General features: G+C 64.5%; 18 protein-coding genes, 1 tRNA gene and 1 pseudogene. 6 read left to right on the top strand and 14 right to left on the bottom strand.

What is annotated here, in order from left to right:
• Window positions 1-49: 49 nt before the first annotated feature.
• Window positions 50-1,360 carry a trigger factor gene (gene tig / locus EUB48_RS08335; protein ID WP_142818452.1) on the bottom strand — a complete coding sequence of 437 codons (1,311 nt, stop codon included), beginning with the start codon at window positions 1,358-1,360 and terminating at the stop codon, window positions 50-52.
• A 33-nt stretch (window positions 1,361-1,393) separates the two neighbouring features.
• Window positions 1,394-1,479, bottom strand: a tRNA-Leu gene (locus EUB48_RS08330).
• A 148-nt stretch (window positions 1,480-1,627) separates the two neighbouring features.
• On the opposite strand from EUB48_RS08330, the gene hpnC reads away from it, so the two are divergent.
• The 3 genes from hpnC (at window position 1,628) to hpnE (ending at window position 4,828) form a co-directional block, all read left to right on the top strand.
• Window positions 1,628-2,485, top strand: coding sequence for a squalene synthase HpnC (gene hpnC, locus EUB48_RS08325; RefSeq protein ID WP_244618370.1), 858 nt, complete (start codon window positions 1,628-1,630; stop codon window positions 2,483-2,485).
• A 10-nt stretch (window positions 2,486-2,495) separates the two neighbouring features.
• Window positions 2,496-3,365, top strand: a complete 870-nt coding sequence (hpnD, locus tag EUB48_RS08320) for a presqualene diphosphate synthase HpnD (protein WP_142818451.1) — start codon at window positions 2,496-2,498, stop codon at window positions 3,363-3,365.
• A 125-nt stretch (window positions 3,366-3,490) separates the two neighbouring features.
• Window positions 3,491-4,828: a hydroxysqualene dehydroxylase HpnE gene (gene hpnE / locus EUB48_RS08310; protein ID WP_142818450.1), complete on the top strand. Its 1,338-nt coding sequence runs from the start codon at window positions 3,491-3,493 to the stop codon at window positions 4,826-4,828.
• Window positions 4,829-4,916: 88 nt separating this feature from the next.
• Here the strand turns inward: hpnE and EUB48_RS08305 are convergent, their stop codons facing one another.
• Window positions 4,917-5,630, bottom strand: coding sequence for an HAD family hydrolase (locus EUB48_RS08305; RefSeq protein ID WP_142818449.1), 714 nt, complete (start codon window positions 5,628-5,630; stop codon window positions 4,917-4,919).
• A gap of 18 nt (window positions 5,631-5,648) precedes the next feature.
• Here EUB48_RS08305 and hemH point away from each other — a divergent pair, with 18 nt between their 5' ends.
• Window positions 5,649-6,752, top strand: coding sequence for a ferrochelatase (gene hemH / locus EUB48_RS08300; protein WP_142818448.1), 1,104 nt, complete (start codon window positions 5,649-5,651; stop codon window positions 6,750-6,752).
• A gap of 228 nt (window positions 6,753-6,980) precedes the next feature.
• Here the strand turns inward: hemH and EUB48_RS08295 are convergent, their stop codons facing one another.
• The 10 genes and pseudogenes from EUB48_RS08295 to EUB48_RS08250 form a co-directional block, all read right to left on the bottom strand.
• Window positions 6,981-7,682, bottom strand: a complete 702-nt coding sequence (locus EUB48_RS08295; RefSeq protein ID WP_142818447.1) for a Crp/Fnr family transcriptional regulator — start codon at window positions 7,680-7,682, stop codon at window positions 6,981-6,983.
• A gap of 6 nt (window positions 7,683-7,688) precedes the next feature.
• The gene (locus tag EUB48_RS08290) at window positions 7,689-8,294 is read right to left on the bottom strand and encodes a hypothetical protein (RefSeq protein ID WP_142818446.1); all 606 of its coding nucleotides are present in this window, start codon (window positions 8,292-8,294) and stop codon (window positions 7,689-7,691) included.
• Window positions 8,295-8,427: 133 nt separating this feature from the next.
• Window positions 8,428-8,928: a hypothetical protein gene (locus EUB48_RS08285; RefSeq protein ID WP_142818445.1), complete on the bottom strand. Its 501-nt coding sequence runs from the start codon at window positions 8,926-8,928 to the stop codon at window positions 8,428-8,430.
• A 245-nt stretch (window positions 8,929-9,173) separates the two neighbouring features.
• Window positions 9,174-10,040, bottom strand: coding sequence for an alpha/beta fold hydrolase (locus EUB48_RS08280; protein WP_142818444.1), 867 nt, complete (start codon window positions 10,038-10,040; stop codon window positions 9,174-9,176).
• Window positions 10,037-11,125 carry a branched-chain amino acid ABC transporter permease gene (locus EUB48_RS08275; RefSeq protein WP_142818443.1) on the bottom strand — a complete coding sequence of 363 codons (1,089 nt, stop codon included), beginning with the start codon at window positions 11,123-11,125 and terminating at the stop codon, window positions 10,037-10,039. Before EUB48_RS08275 ends, EUB48_RS08280 begins: the two co-directional genes overlap by 4 nt.
• Before the next feature lie 13 nt (window positions 11,126-11,138).
• Window positions 11,139-12,119, bottom strand: a complete 981-nt coding sequence (locus EUB48_RS08270) for a branched-chain amino acid ABC transporter permease (RefSeq protein WP_142818442.1) — start codon at window positions 12,117-12,119, stop codon at window positions 11,139-11,141.
• A gap of 34 nt (window positions 12,120-12,153) precedes the next feature.
• A complete protein-coding gene (locus EUB48_RS08265) occupies window positions 12,154-12,879 on the bottom strand; it encodes an ABC transporter ATP-binding protein (RefSeq protein ID WP_142818441.1) in 726 nt (241 codons plus the stop codon).
• 64 nt (window positions 12,880-12,943) lie between these two features.
• Window positions 12,944-13,705, bottom strand: a pseudogene (locus tag EUB48_RS08260) (ABC transporter ATP-binding protein); the annotation flags it as partial.
• A gap of 11 nt (window positions 13,706-13,716) precedes the next feature.
• Complete coding sequence (locus EUB48_RS08255; RefSeq protein ID WP_142818440.1) at window positions 13,717-14,907, bottom strand: substrate-binding domain-containing protein; 1,191 nt, start codon at window positions 14,905-14,907, stop codon at window positions 13,717-13,719.
• A gap of 163 nt (window positions 14,908-15,070) precedes the next feature.
• Window positions 15,071-16,606: a sigma-54 interaction domain-containing protein gene (locus EUB48_RS08250; protein ID WP_142818439.1), complete on the bottom strand. Its 1,536-nt coding sequence runs from the start codon at window positions 16,604-16,606 to the stop codon at window positions 15,071-15,073.
• A 71-nt stretch (window positions 16,607-16,677) separates the two neighbouring features.
• Between EUB48_RS08250 and EUB48_RS08245 the strand changes: the two genes are divergently transcribed.
• The gene (locus tag EUB48_RS08245; RefSeq protein ID WP_142818438.1) at window positions 16,678-17,130 is read left to right on the top strand and encodes an RNA-binding S4 domain-containing protein; all 453 of its coding nucleotides are present in this window, start codon (window positions 16,678-16,680) and stop codon (window positions 17,128-17,130) included.
• Here the strand turns inward: EUB48_RS08245 and EUB48_RS08240 are convergent.
• Entirely contained in the window at window positions 17,099-17,983 is an 885-nt protein-coding gene (locus EUB48_RS08240; RefSeq protein ID WP_142821158.1) for a transporter substrate-binding domain-containing protein, read from the bottom strand. The genes EUB48_RS08245 and EUB48_RS08240 overlap by 32 nt on opposite strands.
• Before the next feature lie 197 nt (window positions 17,984-18,180).
• On the opposite strand from EUB48_RS08240, the gene EUB48_RS08235 reads away from it, so the two are divergent.
• Window positions 18,181-18,825, top strand: coding sequence for a helix-turn-helix domain-containing protein (locus EUB48_RS08235; RefSeq protein ID WP_142818437.1), 645 nt, complete (start codon window positions 18,181-18,183; stop codon window positions 18,823-18,825).
• The last annotated feature ends 3 nt before the right edge of the window (window positions 18,826-18,828 follow it).

Raw genomic sequence — 18,828 nt, 5'->3', positions numbered from 1 at the left:
CTACAAGTCCGCCGCAAGCCCCAAATTCACCGCCAACCCGAAGGGTTGATCAGTTTTGCCCCATCAGCTCGTCAAACGAAACCGTCTTTTCGTTGACTTTGGCTTTGGCCAGCACAAACTCGGTCACGTTGTTTTCAATCACGATGGCCTCGACTTCGGCCAGCCGGCGGTTGTCGCTGTAGTACCAGCGCACCACATCGGCCGGCTTTTCGTAGCTGGCGGCCAGCTCCTCGATATGCGCCTTGATCTGCTCGGGCTTGGCATGCAGCTCGTTGCCGCGCACCAGTTCGGCCACCACCAGCCCCAGGCGCACGCGGCGCTCGGCTTGCGGGCGAAACACGTCGTCGGGGATCGGCGCCTTGTCGGCATCCTTGATGCCGCGCTGCTTGAGGTCGGCGCGCGCGCCTTCCACCATGCGGTCCACCTCGGCCTGCACGCTGGAATTGGGCAGATCGAGTTCGGCCTTGGCGATCAGCGCGTCCATCACGGCCTGCTTGTTGCGCGCCTGCAGGCGGAACTTGACTTCGCGCTCCAGGTTTTTCCGGATGTCGGCGCGCAGGCCCTCGACCGTGGCGTCGGCAATGCCGAGCGACTTGGCCAGCGCATCGTTCACTTCGGGCAGATGGGCCGCTTCGATTTTCTTGACCGTGACCATGAAGTCCGCTGCCTTGCCGGCCACTTCCTTGCCCTGGTAATCCGCCGGGAACGCCAGCGGGAAGGTCTTGCTCTCCCCGGCCTTCATGCCGCGCACGGCATCCTCGAATTCCTTGAGCATCTGGCCGTCACCGACCAGGAACTGGAAGTCCTCGGCCTTGCCGCCCTGGAAGGTTTCACCGTCGATCTTGCCTTCGAAATCGACCGTGACGCGGTCGCCGTCCTGCGCCGCCGCATCCTGTGCGCGCTGCGCAAAGGTACGGCGCTGCTTGCGCAGGATGTCCAGCGTCTTGTCGATGGCAGCGTCATTGACCTCGGCGGTGAGCTTGTCGATCTCGGCCGTGGTCAGGTCGGCGATCTTGACATCGGGAAAGACTTCGAAGATGGCGTCAAACGTCAGCTCGCCTTCGGGTGCGCCTTCTTTTTCGCTGATGCGGGGCTGACCGGCCACGCGCAGCTTGGCTTCGTTGGCGGCATTGGCAAAGGCCTCGCCGACCTTGTCGTTCATCACCTCGTAATGCACCGAGTAACCATAGCGCTGTGCCACCACGGTCATCGGCACCTTGCCGGGACGAAAGCCGTCCATCTTCACGGTACGGGCCATGCGCTTGAGGCGCGCATCGACTTCGGACTGGATCACGCCAACGGGCAGCGTGAGCGTGATTTTGCGTTCCAGCTTTTCAAGGGTTTCAACGGTAACGGACATAGGGTTCTCCAAATATCAAAATCTCGGACTGTCTGGTGCGCGGGGGGGACTCGAACCCCCACACCATTGCTGGCGTCAGGACCTAAACCTGGTGCGTCTACCAATTTCGCCACCCGCGCAGTCCCAAAAATAAAACGGACGGGCCGCGCGCCGACAGATGCCTCGCCAGTCGCGCGACCGCCCGCGTGAAATCGGTCAACCTTGTATTTTAGACTGGAACCGGTGTCTGCCTGACCCGCAAACAGGCAGTCAGCGACAATCCCTGGCGTGAATCACCCCGCCGCTGCCTCCTCCCCGCCCCTGACGCACTACGAAAACTTCCCCGTCGCCTCGTGGCTGTGCCCGCCCCGTCTGCGCCCCGCCATCGCGGCGATCTACTGGTTCGCCCGCACGGCCGACGACATGGCCGACGAAGGCGATGCGCCGGCGCAGCAGCGGCTGGACGACCTGGCGCAGTACCGGGCAGACCTGGCCGCCGTCGCCGGTGGCGAGGCGCCCTCCCCGCGCTGGCCCCGGGTCTTCGGGCCGCTGGGCGCGGCCATCCAGAACTTCAAGCTGCCCGTGCCCCTGCTCGCCGACCTGCTGAGCGCCTTCGAGCAGGACGTGGCCAAGACCCGCGACCGGGCCGGCTACGTCGACCGCGACGAGCTGTTCGACTACTGCCGCCGCTCGGCCAATCCCGTGGGGCGGCTGCTGCTGCATCTATACGGCGTGCACGACGCAAACGCGCTGGCGCGCAGTGACTGCATTTGCACGGCGCTGCAGCTCATCAACTTCTGGCAGGACCTGGGGCTGGACATCGCGCGCGACCGCTTCTACCTGCCGGCGCGCGACTGCGACGCGCACGGCGTCACGCACGAGGATCTGCTGGCCCTGCGTCACACCCAGAATGCTACAGACCTGATAGCTACTCATGTAGAAATGGCAAGGGCTACCATGCTAAAAGGCTCTGCATTGGTGCACCAGGTGCCGGGCCGCGCGGGGTGGGAGCTGCGCCTGGTGGTGCAAGGCGGCCTGCGCATCCTGGACAAGATCGAGGCGATGGGCTTCGCCACCCTGAGCGTGCGCCCCAAGCTCACCGCGTGGGACGTGCCCGTGATGCTGTGGCGCAGTCTGTGGATGTAACAATCACGCCATGACTCCTGAGCAGTACGTCCAGCAAAAAGCCGCCGCGTCCGGCAGCAGCTTCTATTACGCCTTTCTTTTCCTGCCCAAGCCGCGCCGCGGCGCCATCACGGCGTTTTATGCGTTCTGCCGCGAGGTCGACGATGTGGTCGACGACATGGTGGACCCCGGCGTGGCTCGCACCAAGCTGGCCTGGTGGCAATCCGAGGTCGCCCAGTCGTTCGCGGGGCAGCCGACGCACCCGGTCATGCAGGCCCTGATGCCGGTCGTGGCCGACTACCAGATTGAACAGCGCCATCTGCAAGCCATCATCGAGGGCTGCCAGATGGACCTGGAGCAAACGCGCTACCTCGACTTCGCTGGCCTGCAAAGCTATTGCCATCTGGTCGCGGGCATCGTGGGCGAGGTGTCGGCACGCATCTTTGGCCAGACACAGGCGCAAACCACCGCCTACGCGCACAAGCTGGGGCTGGCGTTCCAGCTCACGAACATCATTCGCGACGTCGGTGAGGACGCGATGCGCGGACGCATCTACCTGCCGGTGAGCGAATTGCAGCAGTTCGATGTGAAGGCGCACGAAATCCTCAAGCGCCCCAAACCGCTGGCGGGCAACGGCACGGACGAGTTCACGGCGCGCTTCGCAGCACTCATGCGGTTCCAGACGCAACGCGCGCACGCGCTGTACGACGAAGCCTTTGCCCTGCTGCCGGCCGCCGACCGCCGCGCCCAGAAGCCGGGCCTGATGATGGCCAGCATCTACCAGACGCTGCTGCGCGAAATCGAGCGCGACAATTTTCCGGTGCTGCACCAGCGCATCAGCCTCACGCCGGTGCGCAAGCTCTGGCTGGCGTGGAAGGTGCAGGCGCTGGGACACGTCTAAGAAATGGCCCCCACGCTCGGCACTTCGTGTCCTCGCTGCCCCCCGAGGGGGCCGTCGGCCGCCTTGGGGCGGCCCGGCGCCGGCCGGATGGTCCCCACGCTTGCCACTGCGTGTGCAGCGCTGCCATGAAAGTCGCCATCATCGGCGGCGGCTGGGCCGGCATGGCAGCGGCGGTGACGGCCACGCGCGGCGGCCACCACGCTATCGTTTTCGAAGCATCACGTGTACTGGGGGGGCGAGCCAGAGGCCTGAACGGCACGTTGCCGGATGGAACTCCCGTGACGCTCGACAACGGCCAGCACATCCTGATCGGCGCCTACAGCGAGACCCTGCGCCTGATGCAACTGGTCGGCGTGGACCCCGACGTGGCGCTCGCGCGGCTGCCACTGGCTTTGCGCTTTCCCGACGGCAGTGGCCTGGCGCTGCGCCACGGGCCGGCGCCGTGGGATGCGCTGGCCGGCATAGTGTCGACGCGCGGCTGGGGCTGGCGCGACAAGCTGGCGCTGCTGCGCAGCGCCATCGGCTGGCGGCTTGGCGGCTTCCGGTGCGCGCCGGGCGCCAGCGTGGCCCAGTTGTGCGCGGCGCTGACCCCGCGGCTGCAGCGCGAATTCATCGAGCCGCTGTGCGTGGCGGCCCTCAATACACCGGCAGAGCAAGCCAGCGGCCAGGTATTTTTGCGCGTGATCCGGGACAGCCTGTTCGCGGGCCGCGGCGGCTCCAACCTGCTGCTGCCCCGGGTGGATCTGGCAGCGCTGTTTCCCGATGCGGCGGCGCGCTGGCTACAGGCGCGAGGCGGCGAGGTCCGCATGGGCCAGCGCGTGCAGACGCTGCGCTGCAACCTGGCCCCAGCCGAGCCGTCGGCCCTCGCCCGGTGGCACGTCAATGAAGAAGCGTTCGACCGCGTGATTCTCGCGACTTCGGCATCCGATGCGGCTGCAGTCCTTGCTGCGTCTTCGGTAGTAGCTCCTGAAACCATAGCAGCTCAGTTCCGGCGCTGGGCTGGCGTCGCGCGCGCCCTGCGCTTTGAAGCGATCACCACCGTGTATGCGCTGGCGACCACCAGCGCAAGTTCATCGGCCGGCTTGCTGCACTGCCCCATGCTGGCGCTGCGCAGCAGCCTGGATCCGGCGCGCGCCGCCCCTGCGCAGTTCGTGTTCGACCGCGGCCAGCTCGGCGGCCCCGCGAACCTGCTGGCCTTTGTGGTCAGCACCAGCAACGGCAACCGCGACGACCTGCAGGCCCAGGTGGTGGCGCAGGCCCGCAGCCAGCTCGGCCTGCGGGTAGCGCCGATCCGGACCATCGTTGAAAAGCGCGCGACCTTCGCCTGCACGCCGGGCCTGCGGCGCCCGCCCCCGCAGATCGCGCCGGGCTTGCTGGCCTGCGGCGACTACATCGAAGGCCCCTACCCCGCGACGCTGGAGGGCGCCACGCGCAGCGGCGTAGCAGCGGCGCAATTTCTGTAAGGGCAGCGGCATAGCGGCGGCGCAGCTTCCATCACGTCAGCGGCATAGCCACAGCGCAACGTCTGTGCCGCAGCGACGCCATGCCGGGCTAAGGTCCTGGCTTGACCTGCGCGCAGACCAGCGCACACAGCGGGCTCAAGCTGGCCAGTGTCAACGGCGGCTCTCCGTCGTGCGGCCATGCGTGGCCTGCCCGGTTGATCCAGACTGCCTGCAGGCCCGCGTTGATCGCGCCCAGCGCATCGAGCGTCGCGTCGTCGCCTATGTGCAGCACGTCTTCAGGCCGCACCTGAACAGCGCGGGCGGCCGCGTGGAAGATGCGGGGGTCGGGCTTGCCCACGCCAAACTCGCGTGCGCTGAGGGTCGCGCGAAAGTGGTGGCCAATGCCTACCCGCTGCACGTCGGCGTTGCCATTGGACAGCGCTACCAGCGGAAAGCGGCCGCCAAGAAACGTCAGCGCCGCGAGCGCGTCATCGTAGAAATCGACCCGCTGGCGTTCGGCGAAAAACACCTCGAACGCAGCGTCGGCCAGCGCCGGAGCATCGCCCGCATTGTTCAGGGCGAGCCGGATGGATTCGCGCCGCAAGGCGCTCAGGTCATGCTTCAGATCGGGGCGCTGCGCCGTCATGCTTTCGCGGATCTCGCGCAGCGCCAGCGGACTCGCAAACAGCTCGGCCGTCTTCGGCGCGTGCTCACCCAGCCAGTCGTGCAGCGCTTTTTCGGCCCGCTCGATGGTGGGCCAGACCGGCCACAGGGTGTCGTCCAGGTCGAGCGAGATGGCCTTGATTTTCCGGATGTCCAGCATAGTGCGGGAGAATACCGCATGACCTTCGCCTCCCCGTTCGCGCCCGAGCCGGCGCACACCCATGGACAAGCCCCCAGAACCGCCGTGCTGCTGTGCAACCTGGGCACTCCCGAGGCTCCCACGCCGGCGGCGCTGCGGGTTTATCTGGCCGAGTTTTTGAGCGACCACCGCGTGGTGGAAATTCCGAAACCGATCTGGTGGCTGATCCTGCACGGCATCATCCTGCGCACCCGGCCCAAAAAATCGGCGGCGAAATACGCCAGCATCTGGCGCACCGAGGGCTCGCCCCTGAAGGTCTGGACGGCCAAGCAGGCCACGCTGCTGCGCGGCTGGCTGGGCGAGCGCGGGCACCATGTCACGGTGCGCTACGCCATGCGTTATGGCCAGCCGTCGATTGCGTCCGAACTGGACGCCCTGAAGGCTGAGGGCGTGACGCGCGTGCTGATCCTGCCGGCCTACCCGCAGTACTCGGGCACCACCACGGCCAGCGTGTTCGATGCGGTGTACGCGTGGGCGCAAAAGACGCGCACCATTCCCGAGCTGCGCTTTGTGAACCATTACCACGACGACGCGGGCTACATCAACGCGCTGGCGCGGCGCATCAAGGCCCACTGGCAGGACCACGGGCGGCCCGACCAGCTGGTCATGAGTTTTCATGGCGTGCCCGAGCGCACGCTGCAGCTGGGCGACCCGTACCACTGCGAATGCCGCAAGACGGGCCGGCTGCTGGCGGAAAGACTGGGCCTGCGCGCGGACCAGTACACGCTCACCTTCCAGTCACGCTTCGGCAAGGCCAAATGGTTGCAGCCCTACACCGAACCGACGCTGGTGGCGCTGGCCCGAGCCGGCACGAAGCGCGTGGACGTGGTCTGCCCCGGCTTCACCAGCGACTGCCTGGAAACGCTGGAAGAAATCAATCAGGAGGCGCGCAAGGCCTTCCTGCTGGCCGGCGGCCAGACGTTCCACTACATCCCGTGTCTGAACGACCAGCCCGAGTGGATCGGCGCGTTGAGCAACGTGGCTCAGCAGCACATGGCAGGCTGGCCGACAGAGATAGTGCCTGACGTGCAGGGACTGGCGGATTCGCGCGCGGCGGCACAGGCGCTGGGGGCCCGGCAGTAGACCAGAACCGACCTGGCTTACTACACATTTAATAGTCAATAACGGCCGCAGCATAAAGGCCAAAGACCAATTCAAGATAAACCTGGCGCCGGCAGCTTATCGCTACCAGCGGCCAAAACCAGCCGGTAATTTCGCCGAAACCGGATGTCTGGCTTGTCACGAGAGGCCGCTCGCTGACAACGATTGACCCGCCTGTGACGCCAGGGCACCCCGCGCTTAGCCTCCTCGTCATATCCTAACGGTACGCCGTCGTGCCGCGAGTTCAAGCCGATCCAAATCCAGCACCGTGATCATGCGGCCTTTCACGTGCACCAGCCCGGCGTCGGCCAGCTCGCGCAAGATGCGCGAGAAGTGCTCGGGCGTCAAATTCAACTGCGACGCAATTGCTCCCTTGGCGGCCGGTAGCGTGATCACGCTCGGACCCGGCCCGCTCCCGTCGTGACGCAGCAGATAGGCGATGAAGCGCTCGGTGCCGCTGCCCATGGCCTGGCAGTCGAGCTCACGCACCAGGCTTTCGATACGCTTGCTCAGGCCGGCGATCATGCGGCGTGCGAACTTCGGGTTGCGTTCAAGCTCGGCGAACACCGCATTTTTGGACAAGTGCAACAGCAGTGCGTCGGTAGCTGCCTGGGCTGCGACGAGCGTCGGTCGTTCGAGAAACATCACGGGTTCGCCGAAACTTTGCCCTGGCCCGACAATGCCCGAAAGGCGCTCGCCACGCGCCGGAGTGCTCGCGATCAACCGGACCTCACCGTACACGACGACATACATCCCGGTGACAGGATCGCCCTTGTGAAACAGCGTCTCCCCGCGCTTCAATGACCGGCGTGTGATACCCGCTGTCAAGCGAACGAGCGTCGCGGCGTCCAACTCCTTGAAGAGCGACAAGCGCGCCAGAAGAACTTCGGGTGCGATCTCCTTGCGGGCCATCCGATATCAACCCATGACCGTGATCAGCGCCGGGTCATTTGTGTGGTCGAGCAGGATCGTGCGGACCCAGCCTTGCCATGTTGCAGCGAAAGCCTGGCGCGTGGCGGCGTCGGCCCCCGGGTCCGAAGCTGCCTGCAGCTGGCTGGTCAACGCAGGCGGCCGGGGCACCGCGACAGGGTGGTGGGCCAACTCGACAGCCTGCCCGGTGTCCAGGCGCGTGAAGCGAAGCTCACCTTGCATCGGAATACCAAAGCGCAGCAGGTCGCGCCGGCTGAAACGGCCGCCCAGGCCCTTGAAGCCGCCTTCGTTCGCGGCGCCGGTGACCAGGCCGGCCACGCTGGCGATTACGCCGGCAACACCTTCGTCAATGCGCTGGCGCAGCTCGACCCGCAACTCGCCGCGGCGCGGTAACTCGTCGGGATACAGATGGGCCAGGGCGTTGAGGGTCATCAGGTAGGCCCCGGCCACCGTGGGACAAGAGTGCCCTGTCAACTTGACCGCATCGAGGTAGCTGTACTCGATGACCCCATCAGACGCGGCGCCCAGGGTCTCAGCGAGCAGGTCCTGCATCACGATGCGCGGCACGGTGTCGAAGAACGCGGGTGTTTGCATGGCCTTCATTTTCACCACCCCGCCGCCAATGGCAGGCCAACCCGCTGCGCGCCAGCGCGCTGCCGCCGCAGTGCTCTGTGTTTGTGCTTCAGCAGCAAAGGAATGTCGTAGTTCATGGCTTGTTTTCTGTGATTCAGTGGACGTTGCGGATCGGCTTGAACCCGGGGTGGTCGAAGTGGCGGCCGTATTCATTCACGGCCAGGGCCACCTTGGCCATGCCCTGCGCGGGGCTCAGCTTGGGGTTCTTGCCGGCCATTGCGTCGGTGCCTTCGCCGAGGTCGGCGATCACCAGGTGCAGCATTGCATCGGCCTTTGGTTCGAGCTTGCAGTTGGCCACGATGGTCCCAACCTCGACCTCGACCTGGGTCGCCAGTTCGCGGTACTGCGCGGCGCTGAGCTTGCCGGCGTGAGTGTCGCCCAAGCGCGGTTCGACCAGGCCTCGAATCCGATCCATGCCGTTGCGCAAGGCCTCGTCGGTGGCCCATCGATGACCCCGGTCCAGGCTCAGCTTGTGAAGACTTACGGCGTCATGGGTATGCGCGGGCGTCTGTGCCAGCACGGGGCCGGCGAGCAAAGCCGCGAATGCAGTCGTGAGGAAAGCAGCGCTGAACCTGTGAAACAGCAACCTATCCATATCGATCTCCCGTGTGTTCATGGAGGCGCCCATCGCCTTCATGCCAATATAGACGGGGGAGGCGAACACCGGTTCAATGGAAAGTGGGCTTCCTTAGCAATTGTCAAGAAAACTCCTGATCAGACGCAAGTGCCGCGGGGTCGAACCCCACCTTCGTTCCGAAGACAAGCGATTCAGGCACGAAAGACGCCTTCAGCCGTCGCAGACAAAGCCCATCTCGCTACCAGATCAATAGCAACCCAGGCTCAGCGTGCCGCGTCGATGAATGCTGCCACCCGGTTCAGTTGGTCGGGCACATTCAGCGCGGGCGCGTGGCCGCAACCAGGCACTTCCACGATTTGAGTCAAGCCGCGCAGCCCGGGGCCACGCTGCAGCATCTCCACTGTCGTTTCCGGCAGCACCAGGTCGGAATGCGCACCACGCAGGCACAGCACCGGGATGTCGATGGCGTCGTAGTGGTCCCAGATCAGGTAGTCGTTCGGATGCTGGGTGAACTGCTGCACCATGGCGGGGTCGTAGTGCGGCGTGACGCGGCCGTCGGACAGGCGGCGCGTCGAGGTTTCGGTCAGCCGGCGCCACTGCGCATCGCTGAGCCAGCCGTAGGGCTTGTACACCTGCCGGAAAAAGGCTTCGAGTTCGAGCACGGTGGCGAAGGCCGGCGGACTGCCCGCGTAAGACTTGATGCGTTCGATGGCCGCGTCGGCAATCTGCGGCGCCGTGTCGTTGAGCACCAGGCTCTTGATGCAGCCCTTGAGCGCGGGCTCGAACAGGCCCGACGCGCACACCATGCCAATGGCGCCGCCCATCGACGTGCCGACCCAGTGCGCCTGGTGGATCTGAAGCTGCGCCAGCAGATCCGCCGCGATGCGGGCGTAGAACGCGAGGCAATATTCGTGTTGAGGATCGGGGCTCCACTGGCTCAGGCCGCGCCCAATCGTGTCCGGGCAGATCACGCGGTAGCGGGCGCTCAGATGCGCGGCCAGCTCGTCCATGTCGCGTCCGGTACGTGCCAGTCCGTGCCAGGCGATCACGACCGGCGCCTGCGGGGCGCCCCATTCGGTGTAATGGATTTCGCGCCCGGCGCAGGTTAGGTAATTGGAGCTAAACGTCATGTCCTGATCCCCACCTTTGCGACTCCATGGCCCATGGCGCGCAAACGGCCCACCACGCCGGCCGGGAAGTAGTAAATCGACAGCACGAACAGGATGCCCAGCCACAAAAGCCAGCGGTCCGGCGACAGCAGCGTCGACAGCCAGGGCAGGCTTGAGGCGGCCTCGCTGCCCAGCCTGAGCAGATCCTGCAAGTAGCTCTGCGCCACCAGAAACAGCGCGGCGCCCACCAGCGCGCCATAAATCGTGCCCATGCCGCCGATCACCACGATCAAGAGCACGTCGATCATGATTTCGAAGGACAGCGAGGTATCGGGCCCGTTGTAGCGCAGCCAGAGCGCCAGCATGGCACCGGCCAGCGTGGCAAACAGCGCGGACAGGACGCTGGACGTGGTGCGGTACACCACCACGCGGTAGCCGATCGCCTCGGCGCGGAATTCGTTCTCGCGAATCGCCTGCAGCACGCGCCCGAACGGCGAGTTGACGATGCGCAGCAGCGCCAGCACCAGCACCACGGCCACCGCGAACAACAGGTAATAACTCAGCAAACGGCCGTCGACCGACACTCCGAGGAACGGCTCGTCCATGAACTCGAAGCTCGGCGACAGCAGCTCGGGCAGCTTGAAGGTCAGGCCGTCCTCACCGCCGGTGAAGGCGGAGAGCTGCGACGCCAATGTCAGGAACGCCGAAGCCACGGCCAGCGTGATCATGGCGAAAAATATCGCCTTGACGCGCAGCGAAAACAGCCCCACAAGCAGCGCCAGCACAAACGACAGCGCCATCGCGCCCACCAGCCCGACCGCCAGCGCCTGCCAGGTCGGGCCCAGCCGGCTGGCGGAAATTGCAATGCCGTAGGCACCGATACCGAAGAACATGGTATGGGCAAAACTCACAATCCCGGTGTAGCCCAGCAACAGGTCGAAGCTGGCGACCAGCACCGTGAAAATCAGGACCTTGGCGGCCACGTTGAGGGCCTTGACGCCCGGAAAAATAAAGGGTGCGAACGCCAGCGCCACGAGCAGCACCACGAGCAGCACCGCGAGCACGCGGCTGCGCGGGAAGTCATTGGAGAGAAGTCGGTTCAGCATGGCGGCCTCGGGATCAACGATTGGTGACCGGATAGACGCCCTGCGGGCGCCACAGCAAAATGGCCACCATCAGCGCGATGTTGGAGAACAGCGCCACCTTCGGCACCAGAAAGCCGGTGTAGTTGGCCATCAACCCGACCAGCAAGGCGCCGATCAGCGCGCCGCCGGTGGAGCCCAGGCCGCCGATGATGATGACAATGAAAATCAGGATGTTCACCTGCGAGCCCATTTGCGGCACCACACTTTGCTGGTACATGCCCCACATCACGCCACCCAGGCCGGCCAGCGCGCTGCCCGCCACAAACACCCCGACAAACAGGCGCTTGATGCGGTAACCGAGCGACTCGACCATCTCGCGATCCTGCACACCCGCACGCACCAGCAGGCCGACCTTGGTGCGCCCGAGCACCCAGGCCAGCAGCGCAAACACCGCGACGCCCACCACCACCGCCAGCAGGCGGAATTTCTCGATGGCGGCATCGCCCGCCAGCAGCGAACCGCGCATGGCCTCGGGCAGCGGCAGTGGAATTTGCGCCGGCCCCCAGATGACCTTGATGAGTTCCTCGCCAATGATCATCCCGCCCATGGTGATCAGGATCTGCTTGAGGTGCTGGCCATACACCGGCTGCACAATGAAACGCTCGAACGCCAGTCCCACGGCACCCGCAACCGCCATCGCGATCAGCATGGCGGGCACCACCGCCACCAGATTGCGCCAGAGCTCATGGGAGCCGGTCCAGTCGCTCATGGCACCGAGCACGCTGGTCGCCACAAAGGCGCCGAGCGCGATGAACACGCCGTGCCCGAAGTTGAGCACGTCCATCAGGCCGAACACCAGCGTCAGCCCCGAGGCGATGATGAAAATGATCATGCCCATGGCCAGCCCCGCGACCGTGAGCGTGAGCCAGGTCGAGCCAGAACCGATCAGCGGCAGCATCAGCACGGCCAGCAGCGGCACCAGCGCGAGGGGTTTCCAGTCGAAATCCAGGTTCATAGTGCTCCCACGCTTGCCACGTTGTGTGCCGCGCTCATAGCGCCAAGCCCAGCAAGGAGCGTTGCATGACCTTGTCGTCGGCCAGCGCCTGCATGGTGCCGCTGTGGACCACGCGCCCGTTGTCCATCACGGCGACGCTGTCACCCAGCTGTATGGCGAAGTTGATGTTCTGCTCCACCAGCAAAATGGTCACGCCACTGGCCTTGAGCTGCGCGAAGGCATCGATCATGTTGTTGATGATGGCCGGCGCCAGGCCTTTGCTGGGCTCGTCCACGATCAGCAGCTCGCGCGGCTCGACGATGGCACGCGCCACCGCGAGCATCTGCTTTTGCCCGCCCGAGAGCTTGCCCGCCGGGTGATTCCAGAATTTTTCCACGGCGGGAAACAGCGAAAAAATCCATTGGAGGCGCGCTTCGTCCATCTGGCTGGCGCGCCTGGCGCTGCGCGCTGCCAGCAGCATGTTTTCTTTCACCGTGAGATCGGAAAAAATGCCCATGGTCTCGGGCACATAGGCAATGTTGAGCGCGGCAATCTGCGGCGTCGCCAGCGCGGTGATATCGCGCCCGGCAAAGGTGATGCGCCCCTGCGATGCCTGCCACAAACCCATGATGGTGCGCAGCGTGGTGCTCTTGCCGGCGCCGTTGCGCCCCAGCAGCATGGTCAGCTGGCCGCGCGGCACCACCAGGTCCACGCCGTGCAGGATGTGGTACGCGCCGATATGGGTGTGTACGCCCGAGAGGGTCAAAAGATTCGCGCTCATGGTGCAGATCCCCTTCCCCCTTGAGGGGGAAGGCCGGGTTGGGGGGAGCCACATCTTGCGCGGAAGCGTCTTGGGGGTTAACCCCCAAGTAAGCCTCCTGAACGATCGGTGAAGCTATCACTTCAGCCGGTTCGCCATCGGCCACCAGCGTGCCGTTATGCAGCACGATGATGCGGTCGGCCAGCTCGCGCACTACGTCCATCTTGTGCTCCACCAGCAGGATCGTCTTGCTCTTGTCGAGCCGCAGCTGGCGAATCAGGTTCAGGATCACCGGCGCCTCATCGGCGCTCATGCCGGCCGTGGGCTCGTCGAACATGAACACGCTGGACTCCAGCGCCATCAGCAAGGCCACTTCCAGCTTGCGCTGGTCGCCATGCGGCAGACCGGCCACCGGCATATGCTCCTTGTCGCTCATGGCGACCGCCTCCAGCACTTCCTCGGCGCGTCGGGTCAGCGCCTTGTGGTCGCTCCAGATGCTCCACAGGTTCAGTCCGTGATGATGCGGGCCCGCACGGGTGGCCTGCACGGCGAGCCGCACATTCTCCAGCACGGTCAGGTTCGGAAACAGGTTGGTCAGCTGGAACGCCCGGCCCAGCCCGGCCCGCGTGCGCGCCGAGGCGTTCATGCCTGACAGATCCTGCCCATCGAGCAGCACCGCGCCACTGGTCGCCTTGAGCTGGCCCGAGATCAGATTGAAATAAGTGGTCTTGCCCGCCCCGTTAGGGCCGACGATGGCAGTCAACGTGCCCGGTGCAAAGCTGCACGTGACATCGTTGACCGCGACGTGGCCACCAAAACGAATGGTGAGCCCGCGCGTTTCCAGCATCTGCTCGGGGCTTAGCGCTTGTTCAGGATCGGAATATCCATTTCGACGGGCGTGATCTCGTGGACCAGCTCGGGCACACCCCAGGCAAACGCCGGATCGACCTTGATTTTGAAGTGGTACATCGACTGCATGGCCTGGTGGTCTTCCTTGCGGAAGGTCATCTTCCCCTTGGGCGTGTCAAAGCTCATGCCTTCCATGGTCTTGATCAGCGTATTGGTGTTGGTGTCGCCGTTCGTCTTCTTGAGCGCCGTGACGATCGCCATGGCCGCCGAGAAGCCGCCGGCCGTGAAAAAGTCCGGCGGGCTCTTGAACTCCTTGTAGTGCATCGACACCAGCGCATCGTTGACCGGGTTCTTCGGTATACCGAAGTAGTAGTAGGTCGCGCCTTCCATGCCGGGGAAGTTCTTGTAGGCGGCCATGGCCGGCAGGATGTTGCCGCCGGTGGCGATCTCGATGCCGTAACGCTTGAGATCCATGTCGGCGATCTTGAACGGGTTACCGGCGCCGGCCCACACGATCCAGATCACCTTGCGGCCCGGCTTGTCCTTGAGCGCGTCGATCAGGCGCTGGGCCCCGGCAGTGAAGTCCGTGGTGTTCGCCGGCAGGTATTCCTCATGCACGATCTTCGCCTTGTGGATGGCGGCCTTGAACGCCTTCACACCGTCGCGGCCAAAGGCATAGTCCTGCGCCAGCGTGGCGATGCTTACACCCGGCTTGTCCAGCGCCACGGCGTTGGAGATCGCATCCTGCGAGCTGTTGCGGCCGGTGCGGAAAATGTATTTGTTCCACTTGTCGCCCGTGATCGAGTCGGCCACGGCCGGCTCGACCAGCAGGATCTTCTTGTACTCCTCCGCTACCGGCAGCATGGCCAGCGCCACGCCCGACGAGGTGGGACCGACGGCCAGATCGGCCTTGTCGTCCGAGTAGGCGGCAGCGAGCAGCGACTTGCCCAGATCCGGCTTGCCCTGGTCGTCCTTCTCGATCACGACGATCTTCTTGCCGGCCACCATCATGGTGCCGCCGGTCGCGTAATCCAGGCCCATCATGAAGCCGGTTTGCGTCTGCTTGCCATAGGCCTCGAGCGGGCCCGTCATGCTATGGACATGGGCAATGCGGATTTCCTTGGACTGGCTGAAGGCCGGTACGGATGCGAAAGTGGTAGCGGCCAGCGCGGTGAGCGCCACCATGGTGCGACGATGCATGAAGAAGTCTCCTTGTTTTATGCCAATAGATTCCACAACATCATTGCACAGGTTGTGCCAAAACGTAATGCATTGATCCTTATAGACTTTTTATGGGTCATGCTCTTCACTGTTCAATCGTTAGTCAATTATTTTGACTGTTATGTATACATATGTATTATTTTCAGACAATCAGATTCAAACGGTCATAAAGCGTTGCGCGGGAGATGCCCAGCAGCCGCGCCGCTGCCAGCTTGTTGCCACCGCTGGCAGCCAGTGCGGCGCTGATCGCCTGCCGCTCCAGTTCCTCGATCTGCTGCGCCAGCGGGCGCAAAGGCGAGGCACCGTCTCCCGCCGCAGCCGCAGCCTCGTGTCCCGGCACTGGCTGCATTGCCGCCACGGGGGCGATCTTCTCGATGCCGGCCTCGCGCAACACCACCTCCAGCTGGGGCGCGTCGATACGCGGCGAATCGCTGCGCATGGCGGCCTGTTCCAGCACATTGCGCAATTCGCGGATGTTGCCGCGCCAGGTTTGCGCGGACAGCAGTGCCAGCGCCTCGGGCGTCACTTCGGGCAGCGGCGCGCCATTGCGCAGCCCGATGTCTTCGCCCAACGCCTCGACCAGCGCGGGGATATCGGCGCGCCGCTCGCGCAGCGGCGGCACGCGAATAGGCAACACATTGAGCCGGTAGTACAGGTCTTCACGGAACCTGCCCTCGCGCACCAGCGTCGCCAGATCGCACGAGGTGGCCGCAATCACGCGCGCGTCGAACGGCACCAGCTTGTTGGAGCCCAGCGGCTCGATCTCGCCCTCCTGCAAAGCGCGCAACAGCTTGGCCTGCAGGCTTTGCGGCATGTCGCCAATCTCGTCCAGGAACAGCGTGCCGCCGTCGGCCAGCTTGAACTTGCCGTCGCGCCCCTTGCGCTCGGCGCCGGTATAGGCGCCCGGTACCACGCCAAAAAACTCGGCCTCGAGCAGGGTGTCCGGCACGGCGGCGATGTTGACACTGACCAGCGGGCCACGCGCGCGCGCCGAAGCGGCATGCACCGCATGCGCCAGCAGTTCCTTGCCGGTGCCGGTCTCGCCCAGCAGCAGCACCGGGCTGGACGACTGGGCGGCACGCCGGGCCTGGCGCTTGACCTCCACGGCCGCCGGACTTGCGCCCACGAAATTGGCAAAGGTGTACTTGGACGGACGCTGACCCGCGCCCTGGATCACACGCTGGGTCGCCAGTTCGCGGCGCGCATCGTCCAGATCACGCTGCATCCTGGCAAACTTGCTGATCAGCGGCTTGAGCGTGTTCTCGGGATGGTCGAACAGCACGATGCCGATGGCACCAATGATCTCGTCGTCGCCGCCGCGCAGCGGGATGCGGCTCACCACAAAGGTGCCGGCACGGTTGGTCAACAGGTCGATCAGGTACGCCTCGCCGGTTTCCAGCACCTGGCGCATTTGCGTGTTGGGAATCACTTCCTCGACCATGTGGCCGACAAACTGCTCCACCGACGAGAACCCGAGTGCCGGCAGAAAGCGCTTGTAGCCCTCGTTGACCCAGACAATCCGCCCGGTGCGATCCACCAGGAACATGCCCTGGCTGATGCTGGAAAACAGGTGAAACATCGAGCGCGCAGCGAGCGCCAAGATGCTGTCGGCGTCCTGCGGCAGTCCCGCCGTGGCGGCGCCCTCGGTGGCCTGCGGCCGGGTGTCGGTGTCTTCCATGCGCGGATGTTAGCGCCTCGATGGCGGGCACTGCGCGCCATGACGGTTGGCCTGCCTTAATATGGCGGCCCATGAGTGAAAAACTTCGACTCGACAAGTGGCTCTGGGCCGCGCGCTTCTACAAGACGCGCTCGCTCGCCGCCGATGAGGTCGGCAAGGGCCGCGTACAGGTCAATGGGCAGGACGCCAAACCGGCGCGCGAGGTCAGGCTGGACGACACTGTCGTTATGCGCCAGGGCCTGGTCACGCGCACCGTCGTGGTCCGGGGTTTGAGTGGAATGCGCGGGCCCGCGCTGGTGGCACAGCAGTTGTATGAAGAAACGGTCGAGAGCCTGCGCCTGCGCGCACTGGCCGCCGAGCAGCGCCGCTTTGCCGGCGAACCGGCCCACAGCATCGAGCATGGGCGCCCCACCAAGCGCGACCGGCGCGATATTCAAAAAGCCTGGAACAACCGCTGGAGCGCGTCCAGCGATTCACAAGGCGGCGCTGCGTCTACAGCGCAGGCTTGTCGCTTTGCGCCGTGAGGTTGTCGCGCAACTGCTGGCTCATCGGCAGGTTCAGGTTGATGTTCTTCGGCGGAATCGGCGACATGAACCACTTGTTGTAGAGCTTCTCGAACTCACCCGACTTCATCATCCCCGAAATCACGCCGTCGACCAGCGTCTTGAAGGCGGGATCGTCCTTGCGCAGCATGCAGGCATAGGGCTCGACCTGCAGCGAATCGCCCACCACTTCCAGCGAGGCCGGATCCTTCGAATTTGCTCTCAGGCCAAACAGCAGCACGTCGTCCATGGCGAACGCCAGCGCACGGTCGTTTTCGACCAGCAAGAGCGAGTCGTCATGGTCCTTGCCCAGAAGGATGTTCATCCCCAGGTTGTGGTCCGCGCTGTATTTGCGAAGCACCTGTACGTTGGTGGTGCCGGTCGTACTGGCCACCGTCTTGCCGGCCAGGTCGGCGTAGTTTTTAACGCCCGAGGATTTCTTCACCAGCAGCCGTGTGCCGGTGTAGAAGTGGTTGATGGCGAACGCCACGTCCTTGCCGCGCGCCGTGTTGTTGGTGGTGGAGCCGCACTCCAGGTCGATGGTGCCGTTGGCCAGCAGGGGGATGCGGTTTTGCGATGTCACCGGCATGTAGTCCACCTGCAGGTTCGGCTTGTTGAGCTTGGTCTTGACCGCTTTGACAATCGCCTCGGTCATGTCGACCGCGAACCCTACCGCCTTGGTCGATCCCGTCAGGTAGCTGAACGGCACCGACGATTCGCGGTAGGCCACCGTCATCTTGTTGCTTTCGGCAATCTTGCCCAGGGTATCGGCCGCGGCGGCTTGGCCAAGGCCAGCCACCAGCAGCAACGCGGTCATCAGCGCAGATGTTTTCATATTCATGGGGTTCCTTGCAGGATATGAAGGGGGGTTAGAGGATTCATTTTCAGTGAAACCCCGACACGTGGCCTCGTGGTTTACCCAACCCCAACGCTGATTCGTCCACTGCCATGCCTGCGCATGGCTTGCGACTACGGCATACCGCCGCCCAACTCGATAAAGGTCAGCACCTGCCATGCCGATAAAATGAAATCATGGCAATTGGCAACAGCTCCGACAAATCCCCTCCCGCAGACACAGCGTCTAGTGACTCCCCCGTTTCAAATGAGCTCGGCCGGCGCCTGCGCAGACGAAGACGCGCCGCCGGTCTCACACTCGAACAAATGGCGGCACAAGCCGGATTTGACAAAGGCTACCTGTCTCGAATCGAGAACGGCAAGAAGGTGCCTCCGATCGCGACGCTCTCCCGGCTCGCCGAGGTACTCGGCATCGAGGCTGCAAGTCTGCTATCGGCACCGGGAGTCAGCGTCGCGTGGCGTGGCGTGAGCGTGGTCCGGCACGATGAAAAGCGCCCAACCGTATTGGGCGGCAGTGCGTTTGGATACGACTATTTCGCCCTGAGCAACGCCACTGCGGCGCATGCGCTGCAACCCTTTCTGTTCTCGTTTCCTGCCGAAGTGGACAAATTCGTCTTCTTTCAGCATGACGGGGAAGAGTTGCTTTACGTGCTGACCGGCAGAATTGAATGGCAAGTGGGAATGGAGAAGTACCTGCTCGAAGCGGGCGACGCCATCCACTTCGATTCCCGCATGCCCCATCGGGGGCATAGCCTGTCCGGTGCCGCTACGGCACTGGTGATCATGTACTCCCCCGCTGGGTCACGCGAGAATCTCGCCTGACCC

Source organism: Rhodoferax sediminis (assembly GCF_006970865.1).
Classification (GTDB): domain Bacteria; phylum Pseudomonadota; class Gammaproteobacteria; order Burkholderiales; family Burkholderiaceae_C; genus Rhodoferax_A; species Rhodoferax_A sediminis.
This window is presented reverse-complemented; position numbering and strand designations above follow the sequence as displayed.